The organism is Victivallis sp. Marseille-Q1083, from assembly GCF_903645315.1.
In the GTDB taxonomy this organism is placed as follows: domain Bacteria; phylum Verrucomicrobiota; class Lentisphaeria; order Victivallales; family Victivallaceae; genus UMGS1518.
The window spans coordinates 937,652-951,228 of the sequence record NZ_CAHJXL010000001.1; the positions used below are offsets into that span (position 1 = coordinate 937,652).

14 protein-coding genes are annotated in these 13,577 nt (G+C 57.8%); 9 read left to right on the top strand and 5 right to left on the bottom strand.

What is annotated here, in order from left to right; all coding sequences use genetic code 11:
• Nucleotides 1-209: 209 nt before the first annotated feature.
• The gene (locus tag HWX74_RS03685) at nt 210-1,940 is read left to right on the top strand and encodes a 30S ribosomal protein S1 (RefSeq protein WP_176012257.1); all 1,731 of its coding nucleotides are present in this window, start codon (nt 210-212) and stop codon (nt 1,938-1,940) included.
• Between the two features lie 431 nt (nt 1,941-2,371).
• Here HWX74_RS03685 and fabF read toward each other — a convergent pair whose 3' ends face one another.
• The 4 genes from fabF to fabD form a co-directional block, all read right to left on the bottom strand.
• Complete coding sequence (fabF, locus tag HWX74_RS03690; RefSeq protein ID WP_176012258.1) at nt 2,372-3,628, bottom strand: beta-ketoacyl-ACP synthase II; 1,257 nt, start codon at nt 3,626-3,628, stop codon at nt 2,372-2,374.
• A gap of 102 nt (nt 3,629-3,730) precedes the next feature.
• Entirely contained in the window at nt 3,731-3,967 is a 237-nt protein-coding gene (locus HWX74_RS03695) for an acyl carrier protein (RefSeq protein ID WP_176012259.1), read from the bottom strand.
• A 156-nt stretch (nt 3,968-4,123) separates the two neighbouring features.
• The gene (gene fabG / locus HWX74_RS03700; protein ID WP_176014527.1) at nt 4,124-4,870 is read right to left on the bottom strand and encodes a 3-oxoacyl-[acyl-carrier-protein] reductase; all 747 of its coding nucleotides are present in this window, start codon (nt 4,868-4,870) and stop codon (nt 4,124-4,126) included.
• Nucleotides 4,871-4,896: 26 nt separating this feature from the next.
• Nucleotides 4,897-5,811, bottom strand: a complete 915-nt coding sequence (gene fabD, locus HWX74_RS03705; protein ID WP_176012260.1) for an ACP S-malonyltransferase — start codon at nt 5,809-5,811, stop codon at nt 4,897-4,899.
• Nucleotides 5,812-6,110: 299 nt separating this feature from the next.
• On the opposite strand from fabD, the gene trpS reads away from it, so the two are divergent.
• The 5 genes from trpS (at nt 6,111) to smpB (ending at nt 10,875) form a co-directional block, all read left to right on the top strand.
• Nucleotides 6,111-7,073: a tryptophan--tRNA ligase gene (gene trpS, locus HWX74_RS03710; protein WP_176012261.1), complete on the top strand. Its 963-nt coding sequence runs from the start codon at nt 6,111-6,113 to the stop codon at nt 7,071-7,073.
• Nucleotides 7,074-7,125: 52 nt separating this feature from the next.
• The gene (gene galK / locus HWX74_RS03715) at nt 7,126-8,280 is read left to right on the top strand and encodes a galactokinase (protein ID WP_176012262.1); all 1,155 of its coding nucleotides are present in this window, start codon (nt 7,126-7,128) and stop codon (nt 8,278-8,280) included.
• A 306-nt stretch (nt 8,281-8,586) separates the two neighbouring features.
• Nucleotides 8,587-9,183, top strand: coding sequence for a nucleotide exchange factor GrpE (locus tag HWX74_RS03720; protein ID WP_176012263.1), 597 nt, complete (start codon nt 8,587-8,589; stop codon nt 9,181-9,183).
• Nucleotides 9,184-9,200: 17 nt separating this feature from the next.
• Nucleotides 9,201-10,355, top strand: coding sequence for a molecular chaperone DnaJ (gene dnaJ / locus HWX74_RS03725; RefSeq protein WP_176012264.1), 1,155 nt, complete (start codon nt 9,201-9,203; stop codon nt 10,353-10,355).
• Nucleotides 10,356-10,404: 49 nt separating this feature from the next.
• Complete coding sequence (smpB, locus tag HWX74_RS03730; RefSeq protein ID WP_254872299.1) at nt 10,405-10,875, top strand: SsrA-binding protein SmpB; 471 nt, start codon at nt 10,405-10,407, stop codon at nt 10,873-10,875.
• A gap of 132 nt (nt 10,876-11,007) precedes the next feature.
• Here smpB and HWX74_RS03735 read toward each other — a convergent pair whose 3' ends face one another.
• Nucleotides 11,008-11,199, bottom strand: a complete 192-nt coding sequence (locus HWX74_RS03735) for a hypothetical protein (RefSeq protein WP_176012265.1) — start codon at nt 11,197-11,199, stop codon at nt 11,008-11,010.
• Between the two features lie 66 nt (nt 11,200-11,265).
• Between HWX74_RS03735 and HWX74_RS03740 the strand changes: the two genes are divergently transcribed.
• From HWX74_RS03740 to HWX74_RS03750, 3 genes are read left to right on the top strand one after another with little or no spacing between them, the layout of a single operon-like run.
• Nucleotides 11,266-12,003, top strand: coding sequence for a NifB/NifX family molybdenum-iron cluster-binding protein (locus tag HWX74_RS03740; protein ID WP_176012266.1), 738 nt, complete (start codon nt 11,266-11,268; stop codon nt 12,001-12,003).
• 18 nt (nt 12,004-12,021) lie between these two features.
• Nucleotides 12,022-12,858: an Mrp/NBP35 family ATP-binding protein gene (locus HWX74_RS03745; protein WP_176012267.1), complete on the top strand. Its 837-nt coding sequence runs from the start codon at nt 12,022-12,024 to the stop codon at nt 12,856-12,858.
• Between the two features lie 2 nt (nt 12,859-12,860).
• A complete protein-coding gene (locus tag HWX74_RS03750; protein ID WP_176012268.1) occupies nt 12,861-13,484 on the top strand; it encodes a histidine phosphatase family protein in 624 nt (207 codons plus the stop codon).
• The last annotated feature ends 93 nt before the right edge of the window (nt 13,485-13,577 follow it).

Genomic DNA, 13,577 nt, shown 5'->3' on the forward strand with positions numbered 1-13,577 from the left:
ACGAAAAAAGCCGTTGCCGAAACCTTTCGGCCAATTATTTCCGTAAAGTTTGCCGATAAAAAAGACCGAATCGGCAAAAATCGATTTGCATTTTCACAATTGCCAACTAACTTAGCAAGTTAAAGGATTTTTGGAATTTTCGTAACCTCCCGTCTAAACGGGAGAAAATCATTCAACCCAATAAATAAACAGAACCAACAACACAAAACATGGTAACAGAAGCAAAAACTCAGGCCGCCGAATCGAAGTACGTTGATTTGGACAACATGCCCTCCATGGACGAGCTGCTGCAAGGCACCGTCAAAAGCGACTTCGTCGAAGGTTCCATCATTCCGGGTACGATCGTCGAAAAACGCAACGACGGCGCGCTGGTGGACATCGGCTACAAAGCGGAAGGCTTTGTGCCAGCCGGGGAATTCTCGAAATGGAACGACGTCAAGGTCGGCGACACGATCGACGTATTCCTCGAAGAAATCGAGAATGAGAACAGCATGCCGGGCATCAGTCTGTCGAAAGCCTGTGCCATCAAGGCCTGGAACCGGATCACCGACGAATGCGGCGAAGGCAGTGTCGTCAAAGGCCTGATGAAACATCGCGTCAAAGGCGGTATCATCGTCGACATCGACGGAGTGGAAGCGTTCCTGCCGGGTTCCCAGATCGATATCGGTCCGGTCCGCAACATGGATGATTTCATCGGCAAGGAGTTCGACGTCAAGATTCTCAAGATCAACAGCGAACGCCGCAATATCGTCGTTTCCCGCCGTGAGCTTCTGGAAGAATCGCTGCGCGACCGCCGCAGTAATCTGCTTAAAGAGATGGAAATCGGCCAACTGCGTAGCGGCGTGGTCAAGAACATCACCGATTTCGGCGCGTTCATTGACCTCGGCGGTGTCGACGGCCTGCTGCATATCACCGATATGTCCTGGGGCCGCATCAGCCATCCGTCCGAGCTGCTCGAAGTCGGCCAGCCGGTGGAAGTGGTCATCCTCGACATCGATTACAACAAAGAGCGCGTTTCGCTGGGTTACAAGCAGAAATCGCAGAATCCGTGGGAAGCGGTCGAAGAGAAATATCCGGTCGGCAGCCGGGTCAAGGGCCGGGTCGTCAACATTATGCCGTACGGCGCATTCGTCGAAATCGAAGATGGCGTCGAAGGTTTGATCCACGTTTCGGAAATGTCATGGACCAAACGCATCACCAAGGCCGGTGAAGTGGTCAGCGTCGGCGAAGAAGTCGAAGCCGTCGTGCTGGACATCGATAAGAACAATAAGAAAATTTCCCTCGGCCTGCGCCAGAAAGAACGCAATCCATGGGAAGTGTTGTTGGAAAAATATCCGGTCGGCAGCCGCATTCACGGCAAAGTCCGCAACATGACCAGCTATGGCGCTTTCGTTGAAATCGAAAACGACATCGACGGCATGATCCACGTTTCCGACATGTCCTGGACGCGCAAGATCAATAACCCGAGCGAAATTCTCAAGCCGGGCGATGAAGTCGCCGCGGTCATCCTGGATATCAATCCGGAACAGCAGCGCATCAGCCTCGGCCTGAAGCAGACCGAATCCGATCCGTGGGAAAATATCGATAAATTGTATGCGGTCGGCGACGTGGTCACCGGCAAAGTGACGAAGATCACCGCGTTCGGCGCCTTTATCGAACTGTCGCACAAGATCGACGGCTTGATCCACATTTCCCAGATCAGCAAAGAACATGTCGACAAAGTCAAAGATGTCCTGAACATCGGCGACGAAGTCGAAGCCCGGGTCATCAAAGTCGACAACGACGAACGCCGGATCGGCCTGAGCATCAAAGCCGCCAGCGAACATTTCTCGGAAGAGGAGTTGAAGCAGGCCGGCGAAGAGTATACCGCGGCTCTGAAGCCGGGCGATGAAATGGTGGCGATGGGCGAAGCCTTCGGCGACGTCTTCGGCAACAAATAATACCATCGTTCCCAATCGGTTTCTGACGACTGCCGGAAAGTTTCCGGCAGTCGTTTTTTTTGTTTATAAAAAATAGCGGCTCGACATAATCGGGGCATTCCGGCCCGCGGCACAGTCCAACGGTCGGAACCCGGTACTCCGGCACTCTCCGGAACGAAGCTGATATTCCCCATCGCGGAGCAATTCCATCCGAAGAGGCCGGAACGACCGTAAGGTAGGATATTGTCCGGAACCGGCAAGTTTACGAGTCAATTCCGGCCCCCCGGCTACGCCGAGTTCGAAAACGATTGACAAAAACACGCCTTATCCCAATGGAGCAAAATATCATTTCCCCCGACTACGGCCTCTCGATTTCATCGGACTGTAAAAAAAGGCAAAAAAAATGAGCACCGGAAATCCCGGTGCCCAATGTCGAAATCTCTATGCCCCAATCAGGCAAAACGCTTGAAAACAAGCGCGCCATTGTGGCCGCCGAAACCGAGGTTGATGTTGAGCGCCACATTGACTTCGCGCTCTCTGGCGGTATTCGGCGTAACATCCAGATCACACTCCGGATCCGGCGTTTCATAATTGATCGTCGGCGGCACGATACCGCTGCGAATGGCATTGATGCAGACGATCGATTCCACCCCGCCGGCGGCGCCGAGCGCATGGCCGGTCGCCCCTTTGGTGCTGCTGACCGCCACCTTCTTCGCCGCCGCTTCCCCCAGGCCCGCCTTGATCGACAGGGTTTCGTATTTGTCGTTCAATTCGGTGCTGGTGCCGTGCGCGTTGATATAATCGACCTCATCCGGCCGCAGGCCGGCATGCGCCAGGGCGACTTTGATCGCCCGCGCCATTCCATCGCCGGCCGGATGCGGCGCAGTCACATGATGCGCGTCTCCGGTGGCGCCATAACCGACGATTTCCGCCAAAATATTGGCGCCGCGCTTCCTGGCGTGTTCCAGTTCTTCAATCACCAGCACACCGGCGCCTTCGGACATGACGAAACCGTCGCGGCCCAAGTCGAACGGCCGGCTGGCATGCTGCGGGTCATCGTTGCGCTGGCTCATCGCTTTCAACGAACAGAAACCGGCGAAGCCGAGCGGCACGATGGAAGCTTCCACGCCGCCGCAGATCATCACGTCGGCATCGTCGCGCTTGATCATCCAGAACGCCTCGCCGATTGAATGGCAACCGGTCGCACAGGCCGTCACCAGTCCCAGATTCGGCCCGCGGGCGCCGTAACGCATCGAAATATTGCCGCTGGCCAGATCGCCGATCATCATCGGAATCAGAAACGGCGAAACTTTGTTCGGTCCACGCTCGAACAGGACTTTCGCCTGCTCGCTGATCGTCGCCAACCCGCCGATGCCGCTGGATACCAGCACCCCGACCCGGGTGGAATCGAACGGACTGTTGGCCAAATCGTGCGGCAGCCCCGCCTCGTCCATCGCTTCGTCGCAGGCGGCAATGGCATATTGACAGAAGAGATCCAGACGCTTCGCCTCTTTGACAGACACGTATCTGGAAACATCGAAATTCTTGACTTCGCCGGCAATCTGCGTTCGATACTCGCTGGCGTCGAAACGGGTCACTTTGTCGATGCCGCAGCGGCCGTTGATCAGTGAATCCCAGAGTTCCTTGACGCTGTTGCCCACGCAGGACAGCGCCCCGCTGCCGGTTACCACTACGCGTCTGTCATTCATATATCAACCTTGCAATTTTGTTCGATATTAACAAATAATGGGTCACCGCCACGACGGGCGAGACCCATCCCAATCTATACCGTACGCCAATGACGCCGGAGCTTATTCAGCTTTGCTTTCGATATAGCTGATCGCCTTGCCGACGGTGGTCAGCTTCTCGGCGTCTTCATCCGGAATGTCCGAACCGAATTCCTCTTCGAAAGCCATCACCAGTTCGACCAGGTCGAGAGAGTCCGCGCCCAGGTCTTCGATGAATTTCGCTTCTTCGGTAACCTGATCTTCCGCAACGCCCAACTGATCAACCACGATTTTCTTAACTTTTTCCGCAACTGAAGACATTTTTGTCATCCCTTAATATTTGTTTATACTGCTAGTTGAGTTTCTTTTCGATAAAAGCCAACTTCTCGTATTAAAATGTACCAATTTTCCAAAATTTCAAACGGAATTGTCGATATTGTCTAAAAAAACAATGCCATCCCAACCCTTCGAAGCCGCTTACATCAACATTCCGCCGTCGACGTTGACGACCTGTCCGGTGACATAATCGGAGTCCGGCGAGCAGAGGAAATAGACCACATTGGCGACGTCTTCCGGCTTGCCGCCGCGCTGCATCGGAATCACCTTCAAAAACGCCTCGGTCGCTTCGGCCGACAGCTTGCCGGTCATATCGGTGACGATATATCCCGGCGCCACCGCGTTGGCCTGGATGTTGCGCGATGCAAACTCCTTGGCCACCGTTTTGGTCAGGCCGATGACACCGGCCTTGGAGGCGGAATAGTTGGCCTGTCCGGCATTGCCCATCCGGCCGACCACCGAGGCGATGCTGACGATTTTGCCGGAACGGGCCTTCATCATCGGGCGGCAGACCGCCTTCGTAAAATTGAAAGTCCCTTTCAGATTGACGGCCAGTACGGCATCCCAGTCGGCTTCGCTCATCCGCATCAGCAGATTGTCGCGGGTGATGCCGGCATTGTTGACCAGAATGTCGACCTTGCCGAAATCATCCATCACCCGTTTGACGGTCGCTTCGGCATCTTCCAGCTTGGCGACGTTCGCCGCATAAGCCCTGGCGGTCACGCCGGCGGCGGCAAATTCATCGGCGGTCTGCTGAGCCACCTCAAGCATGATATCGACGATCGCCAGCGAAGCGCCTTCGGCGGCCAATCGTTCACAAATCGCTTTGCCGATGCCGCGCGCACCGCCGGTGACGATGGCGACTTTGCCATCCAAACGTTTTTCCAAACTCACTTTCGTTGTCCTTCCTGGTTTTACAATGTGATACTTTGAAGCGTTTCCATGCTGTTGACATTGAAATATCCGATATTGCCGTCGGTCCGCCGCAAGAGGCCGGTCAGCACCGAGCCCGGACCGAATTCGATCATCGTGTCGCCGCCGGCGGCGATCATCCGGCGCACACACTCTTCCCAGCGGACGGAACCGGCCACCTGGCAGGCCAGATTGTGCTTCAACTCTTCGACGCTGCCGGCCGGGGCGGCGGTATAATTCTGGTAAACCGGCACCTCCGGCAGCCGGATATCGCTCGCGGCCAGCACCTGTTTCAAGGCGTCACCGGCGGAAGCCATCAACCGGGAGTGAAAAGCGCCGGCCACATTCAGCGGAATCACCTTGCGCATGCCGCGCGCTTTGAGTTCATTGACCGCGGCGGTCACTTTGCTCTTCTCGCCGCTGATGACGATCTGGCCGGGACTGTTGTAATTGGCCACGTCGATCCCGCACGCCTGGCAGACTTCCCGGATGACCTCGGCGTCGCCGCCGAGCACCGACGCCATGCCGCCATCGGTGGAGCGGCAGGCGGCATCCATCAATTCGGCCCGTTTGGCCAGCAGCCGCAGGCCGGCTTCGAACGAAAAAGCCTGGCCGGCGTAGAGCGCGCCGTATTCACCGAGGCTGAGGCCGGCGCAAGCCACCGGCTCCACCGCCGGAAAAACCGTCCGGAACGCCGCCAGCGCCGCGCAGCTGGTCGTATAGATGGCGACCTGGCAATACCTGGTCTGGGTCAGATTTTCCTCGGGCCCGTTGAAACAGATATCGCTCAGCGCATAACCGAGCGTCCGATCGGCGGCGTCAAAAATCGCCCTGGCCGCACTGTTTTCGGCATAAAGATCGCGCCCCATGCCGACGGCCTGGGCGCCCTGTCCGGAAAAGACAAAAAAAGCTTTCAAATGGTTTTTCCTTTCCATTCCATCTCATCATGATAAAAATGCGCCGCCTCCCCGGCCGAACCGGGCTGAAAAACGGCGGCAATTCCAGCCAGGAATCCGATCCGACCGGAATGCACATATCTTTTATTATACAGCCCGAAGCCCTAAAAAGCAAATCTCCGGCGCAGTCCCGGCCGGCGCCGGAAGGCTTTTTCTGCCGTTGCGACGGTTTGAACGATTGAAAATTGCGCTCCGGAATGATAACTTATCAAATTATATATGTATTGTAACGATAAAACGTTGAAAGACGGAATGGAAAAATGAGAGTTCTATCAGGAGTACAGCCATCCGGAACGCCTCATATCGGCAATTATTTCGGTATGATGAAACCGGCTCTGGAACTGCAGCAACAGGGCGAAGCGTTCCTGTTCATCGCCGACTATCACGCGTTGACCACCTCGCCGGAACCGTCGGCGCTGCGCGAACGCACCATCGAGCTGGCCGTCGATTTTCTCGCCTGCGGGCTGAACCCGGACAAGACGGTCTTTTTCCGTCAATCCGATGTGCCGCAGGTGACCGAATTGACCTGGATACTGAACAACATCACGACGGTCGGCCTGCTGGAACGGGCGCACAGCTACAAGGACAAGGTGGCGAAAGGTTTCATTCCGAACAACGGCTTATTTTCCTATCCGGTGCTGATGGCGTCGGACATTCTGATCTACCAGAGCAACATCGTGCCGGTCGGCCGCGACCAGAAACAGCATCTGGAAATCACCCGCGACCTGGCGGTCCGCTTTAACAACACTTACGGCGACATCTTCACGATTCCGGAGGGATTCATCCAGGAATCGGTGGCGGTGGTCCCCGGCACCGACGGCCAGAAAATGTCCAAAAGCTACAACAACATCATCCCGATCTTCGACAAGGAAAAAGCCATCCGCAAGACGATCATGAACGTCGTCACCGATTGCAAGGGCCTGGAGGACCCCAAAGATCCGGACAGTTGCAATGTGGTGGCGCTGTACAAATTGATGGCGACGCCGGAACAGCTTGAGGAGATGCGGGCGAAGTACCGGGCCGGCAACTACGGTTACGGCCATGCCAAGCAGGCGCTGTTCGAAGTGCTGTGGGATTATTTCGCGCCGATGCGGAAACGCCGGGAAGAGCTGCTGAACAATCTCGATTTTGTCCATGCCGTGCTGCGGAAAGGCGCGGCGCGCGCCCGCGAGGAGGCCGACAAGACGATGGAACTGGTTCGACGGGCCGTCGGCCTGCGCTGAGGCGGAATTGCCCGGCGGAAAATTTCACTTTGGGAAACAGGAGTATTTTTACATGAGCAAAATCGTTGAGAAATTCACCGAACTGTACGGCCGGAAGCCGGTGGTGCGGTCGGCCGCCCCCGGCCGGCTGGAGATCCTCGGCAACCATACCGATTACAACCAGGGGTTCGTCTTGAGCTGCGCCGTCGGCCAGCATACCGAATTCGTCCTGGCGCCCTGCGAAGGGCGCCGGTGCCGGATGGCCGACTTCCGTGACGGCAGCCGGGTGTCGTTCGAGCTCGACGACATCGACACCGCCAAACCGCGCGACTGGACGAACTACATCAAAGGGGTCATCGTCGAATTGCGGAAGCGCGGCATTGAAATCGGCGCATTCGACGGCGCCATTTTAAGCAGCGTGCCGCTGTCGGCCGGCATGAGCAGTTCCGCCGCCCTGGAAATCGCCGCCGGATTCGCCTTCCGCGAAGTCTGGAACATCGACCTGCCGCTGGCAGACTGGGCGCGCGTCGGTCAGGGCGTTGAAAATCATTACATGGGACTGAAAAGCGGTCTGCTCGACCAGTTCAGTTCGATTTTCGGCAAACGCGACAGCCTGATCCTGTCCGATTTCCGGACGGTCGAAGTGGTTAAAAACGTCGCTCTGCCGCACGGTTACGTGCTGGCGGTGATCAACTCGATGGTCAAACACAACCTGGTCGATTCGGAATACAACACCCGGCGGCTGGATTGCGAAGCCGCCACCGCCAAACTGGTGCGGCGCTACCCCGGCGCGACGACTTTGCGCGATATTTCGACGGCGCAGTTGGAAGCCGCGAAGGAAGAGCTGACGCTGATGGAATACCGCCGCGCCAAGCACGTCGTCGGCGAATGCGAGCGGGTCATGCAGGGGGTGGCGGCCCTGGAGCACCACGATATCGCCACTTTCGGACGGCTGCTGTTCGAGTCGCACCAGAGTTCGATCGACAATTTCGAAAACAGCACGCCGGAACTGGACTACCTGATCGAACTGGCCCAGTCGCTGCCCGGCTGTATCGGCGCCAGATTGAGCGGCGGCGGCTTCGGCGGCATCACCATTCATCTGCTGAAAGCGGACGCCGCCGAGGCCTACTGCCGGCGCATCCGGGAGGGATTCCGGCTGAAGTTCAACGTCAATCCGGAAGCCATCATCTGCGATATCGGCGACGGCGCTTCCGCGCATCGGTTGTAACCGGCGAAAATTTTACAGCATTTCGATCGGTTTACCGGGAACAAACCGATCGAAATGCCGGTCAATGGGAAAATCGTGCGGAATGAAACCCGGAAAACGGCAAAAGCCGTTTATTTTTTTATGAGTCCGCCTTTCCCGTTGTCGCGACGGGATTTCCGGAAAGACCGGCAAACCTCCGGTTGACGGGGTTGCCCAAAGTGAAAAAATTTGACAAATCGGTGATTCACGTTAAATTATAGTGTCCGCGACACGGGATGGAAAGAGTGTTTTAATCCATAGGGTAGAAAAATGTGGAGAAAAAAGAAAATGGCTGAAGATAACATCGATCCGAAAGATATCGAAACGCCGGCCGATTTGCCGGCTGAGGAGCCCCGGCCGGCCGACGCCGGAGAGTCCGAAGCGCCAACGGCGCCGGAACCGGAAAAGAAGAAGGCGAAGAAACAGTCGGCCGAAGAGAAATTGACTGCCGAACTGGCGGAGTTGCAGGACAAATTTCTGCGCCTGCAGGCGGATTACAGCAATTACCGCAAGCGGATGGCCAAGGATCTCTCCGGCGCCAGAATGATGGGTGTCATGGAAACGGTGACGCCGTTTCTGCAGGTGTTCGACCTCTTTGCCATGGCGGTGAAGGCGGCGGAAACCAGTGACAATATCGCGGCAATCCAGCAGGGCTTGTCGATGATCGGCGTCGAATATCAGAAAGCGCTCGATGAACTCGGCATCATCAAATTCGATGCCGTCGATCAGAAATTCGATCCGGAACTCCATGACGCGGTCGCCAATGAAACGAGCGACATGCCGGAGGGCACGGTGATCAAACAGTGGAATTGCGGATATAAAATCGGCGACCGGCTGCTGCGGCCGGCCCGCGTGGTGGTCAGCAGCGGCCCCGCAGCGGAATGAGGTGAAAATCGGTTATTATGGCAAAAGACTATTATGAAATTCTCGGGGTCGCCAAGACGGCGACACCGGAAGAAATCAAGAAAGCCTATCGCAAACTGGCGGTAAAATATCATCCGGACAAAAATCCGGGCGATAAATCGGCGGAAGAAAAATTCAAAGAGGTGTCGCAGGCGTACGAAGTGCTCAGCGACGCCGGCAAACGTGCCCAGTACGATCAGTTCGGTCACGAGGCGTACACCTCCAGCGGTGGCCACGGTCCGGGCGGCGGTTATTCCGGCGCCGATCCATTCGATATCTTCAGCCAGGTATTCGGCGGCGGAGGTGGTGGATTCAATTTCGAAGACCTCTTCGGCGGCGGCGGTCACAGCCGGCGGCGGCAATCGCCGAACGGCGCGGTGGACGGGGCCGATTTGCGCTACGATATGGAAATCAATTTCGAAGACGCCGTTTACGGTGCCGACCGCAAGATCGTCATTCCGCGCCTGGTCGGGTGCGATGCCTGCAACGGCAGCGGCTGCGAACCGGGTTCCGGCCGCAAAACCTGCCCGAAATGCGGCGGTTCCGGCCAGGTTGCGATGTCCCAGGGCTTCTTCAGCATCCGACAGGCCTGCCCGACCTGCCGGGGCACCGGCCAGATCGTCGAAAAACCGTGCAAGAAGTGCCGCGGAGAAGGCCGGGTGCGGGTGGAAAAAACCCTGCAGATCCATATTCCGCCGGGGGTGGACACCGGTTCCCGGCTGCGGGTGGCCGGAGAAGGAGAAAGCGGCGTGCGTGGCGGCCGTAACGGCGATTTGTACGTGGTCATCCATGTCCGGGCCCATGAAATTTTTCATCGCGAAGGCAACGATGTCATCTGCGAACTGCCGGTCAGCTATTCGGTCGCGACGCTTGGCGGCGTCGTCGAAGTGCCAACCGTCTCCGGGGTCGCCAAAATGAAAGTGCCGGCCGGCACCCAGACCGGAACGATTCTGCGGATGCGCGGCAAAGGAATGCCGGCGCTGCGCGGCGGGGTGCGCGGCGACATGCACGTCCGCATTTTCGTCGAAGTGCCGGCCGGATTGAACCGGGAACAGCAACAGTTGCTCGAACAATTCGAGGCATCGCTGAAAGCGGACAAAAATTATCCGCTGAAGAGTGAATTTCTGAATAAGGCCAAACGTTTCATGACTTGACTGACCGGTTGGTGGTCACGGCTCCGGAACGGGTATTTGAGGTATTTTCATGGCAGATAAAAAAATGAAAGAGCATGGCAATGTGCTGGCGGACAACCGCAAGGCGTTGCATGATTACTCGGTGCTGGAGCGTTGCGAGGCCGGCGTGGAGCTGGTCGGTACGGAAGTCAAGAGCTGCCGGGCCAGGGCGATCGCCCTGGCGGATGCGTTCGTGCGGCTGGAACGGGGACAGGCGTTCCTCGAAAACGTCCATATCGCCGTTTACGATCACGGCAACCGTTTCAACCATGCGCCGAAACAGAAGCGGCGGCTGCTGCTGCATAAAAAGGAAATTTTGAAACTGTCGCAGCAGGTGCGGGAGCGCGGCTTGACCGTCGTGCCGTTGAAATTCCTGTTGAAAGGCGGGTTGGTCAAAGTGGAGCTCGGCCTTTGCAAAGGCAAGACGCACGAAGATAAACGCCAGACGCTGCGTGAACGGCAGGATGATCTCGACGCCCGCCGGGCGATGCGGGAACATTGAGTCCAAGCTTTTCAAAAAAGACAAACGTTCCAGGGCGTCCCCGGACGCAGTCCAGCGGGCCGAATCCGCTGGTCGCCCGGCTCCAACGGGTGAAGTTAACTCCAGCAAGCGCCGGTATTTCCGGCGCTTACCTCAAACAACTGGCTGGTCGCCGCAGCGACACTGGCCTTCACTGTCCGTTCCGGCAATTTCATCCTGTTGGCGGCACCGGCCCGCATCACCATCTTCCGGGGAAAAGAAGCGGCCGCCGGCATGCGGCACCCGATTGACGCAGGGCGCCACATCCTGCCGAGCACCTTCGATTGCTTCCGGTAAATGTTCCATTGAGCTTGACAGATCACCCGATGACGGTTATATTATGTGCATATGCACATAATGTAGGAATTAACGATGGCGCGTTGCCGAAAAGAACGTCAAATTTGTCTTGAAGTTCCCTGCCGCTGCTTCCGGACCGAAACCGAGGCACTCCCGGTCGAACTGCAACTGGAAGAGCTGGAAACGCTGCGCCTGGTCGATCTGGAAAATTTCGACCAGAGCACCGCGGCGGAGCGGATGGGCATTTCCCGGGGAACTTTGCAGCGCATCCTGTACCAGGCGCACCGCAAGGTCGCCCGGGCGCTGGTTTTCGGTCAAACCATCGTTATCGCCGAACAAGCGGCAGTCAACCGGCCAGCCGCTTGCCGGCGGCAGCAACGCTGCCGGCATTGTTGCTGTACAACAACCATCATGGAGGATCAATCGATGATCATTGCAGTCACCTGTCAGGACAACCAGGTTTTTCAACACTTCGGCCATACGCCGGCATTCGCGGTTTATGAAGTTGCCGACGGCAAAGTCGTGCAAAAACAACTGCTTTCGACCGGCGACAGCGGCCACAGCGCACTGGCCGGCGTTCTGGCCGACCGCGGCGTCAACGTGCTGTTGTGCGGCGGCATCGGCGCCGGCGCTCAACAGATGCTGGCGGCAGCCGGCATCAAACTGGTCGGCGGCGTCAGCGGCGACGTCGACGCCGCACTGGAGGCATATTTGAACGGAACGCTGGCGGCCGACCCGAATTTCAGCTGTCAACACCACCATCATGACGGCGAAGCCGAACACGAACACCATTGCCACTGCGGCAATCATTAAACCGAAAGGAAAACGATCATGAGTGAAGCCTGCTCCGGCAGTTGCGGCAGTTGCGCCTCGGGAAGCAATTGCAATGAGAAATTGAACCGCCGGCTCGATGCGGTCAAACACAAACTGCTGGTGATGTCCGGCAAAGGCGGCGTCGGCAAAAGCACCGTCGCCGCGGCACTGGCGGTGACGCTGGCCCGGCAGGGACTGAAAGTCGGACTGCTCGACGTCGACTTTCACGGGCCTTCCCAGCCGACACTGTTCAACCTGCAGCATCTGCGGCTGGAAGCCGGTCCGGACGGCGTCATTCCGGCCGAAGCCGGCGGCATTCAACTGGTCTCGCTCGGCTTGCTGCTGGAAAACAACGATCAGGCGGTCATCTGGCGCGGCCCGGCCAAGATGAGCGTGCTCAAGGAGTTGTTGGAAGAGAGCAATTTCGGCGAACTGGATTATCTGGTGCTGGATTTTCCGCCCGGCACCGGCGATGAGGTCCTCTCCGCCTGCCAACTGATTCCCGGCGACAAACAGGCGCTGGTCGTCACCACGCCGCAGGAAGTTTCGCTGGCCGACTGCCGGAAGTGCCTCGACTTCTGCCGGCAACTGGAAGTGCCGGTCGCCGGCATCGTCGAGAATATGGCCGGCTACGTCTGTCCGGGCTGCGGGGCGCGCCACGCACTGTTTTCCAGCGGCGGCGGCGCGGCGCTGGCCAGCCAGGCGCAAGTGCCGTTGCTGGCCAGCCTGCCGCTGGACCCGCAATTCCTGCAGGCCTGCGACCACGGCAATCTGCCGGAAGGCCTGGCGGCTTCGACCCCGATCCGGGAAGGCTTGGAACAGGCGGTCGGCGCGCTGCGGAATGGAACGCGATAAAATTGGCGGCGTTGAAACATTTGACCTTCATCCGGCACGGCGCGCTGCCGGAAGCGTTTGCCGACTGTTTCGCCGGCCGGCGGGATGTGCCGCTCAGTCCGGAGGGAGAAAAGGAAGCGGCGGCGCTGGGCAATTACCTGGCTTCCCGCCGCTTTGACCGCATCTATTCCGGCACGCTGCGCCGGGTGGTCGATACCCGGTGCCTGGCCGGGCGCCGGGCGCCGTTCCTGACGGACGCGGTCAGCGACACCCGGCTCGATGAACTGGATTTCGGCGACTGGAGCCTGCGGCCCTTCGCCGAACTGCGGCAGGCGTGTCCGGCCGAATTCGCGGCCTGGAATCTCGGCAATGCCGCTTTCCAGTTTCCGAATGGCGAAAGGATCGGTGATTTCATCCGCCGTACCCGTGCCTTCCTGGCGGAACTGCAAACCGGGTCTGCCGAAACGGTCGCCGTCTTCTCCCACGGCGGCGTCATCATGTCGCTGCTGGCCGACCTGGTCGGTTTGCCGCGCTCGCAGGCGTTTTCGCTGTGGGTGCCGCGCGGCGGGCTGGCGGAACTCAGGATCCGGGCGGACGGCGGCGGACAATTATTAAAACTGGTGCGGCCGGCCGAATTTCTCACCTGACTTCCGGTTGCGGAAAATATTTAAATATTTTTTCCGTTTTTTTCTCGATTGCCTATTGCCTTTTTGAGAAAATTTTGCTATACTTTTAATAAC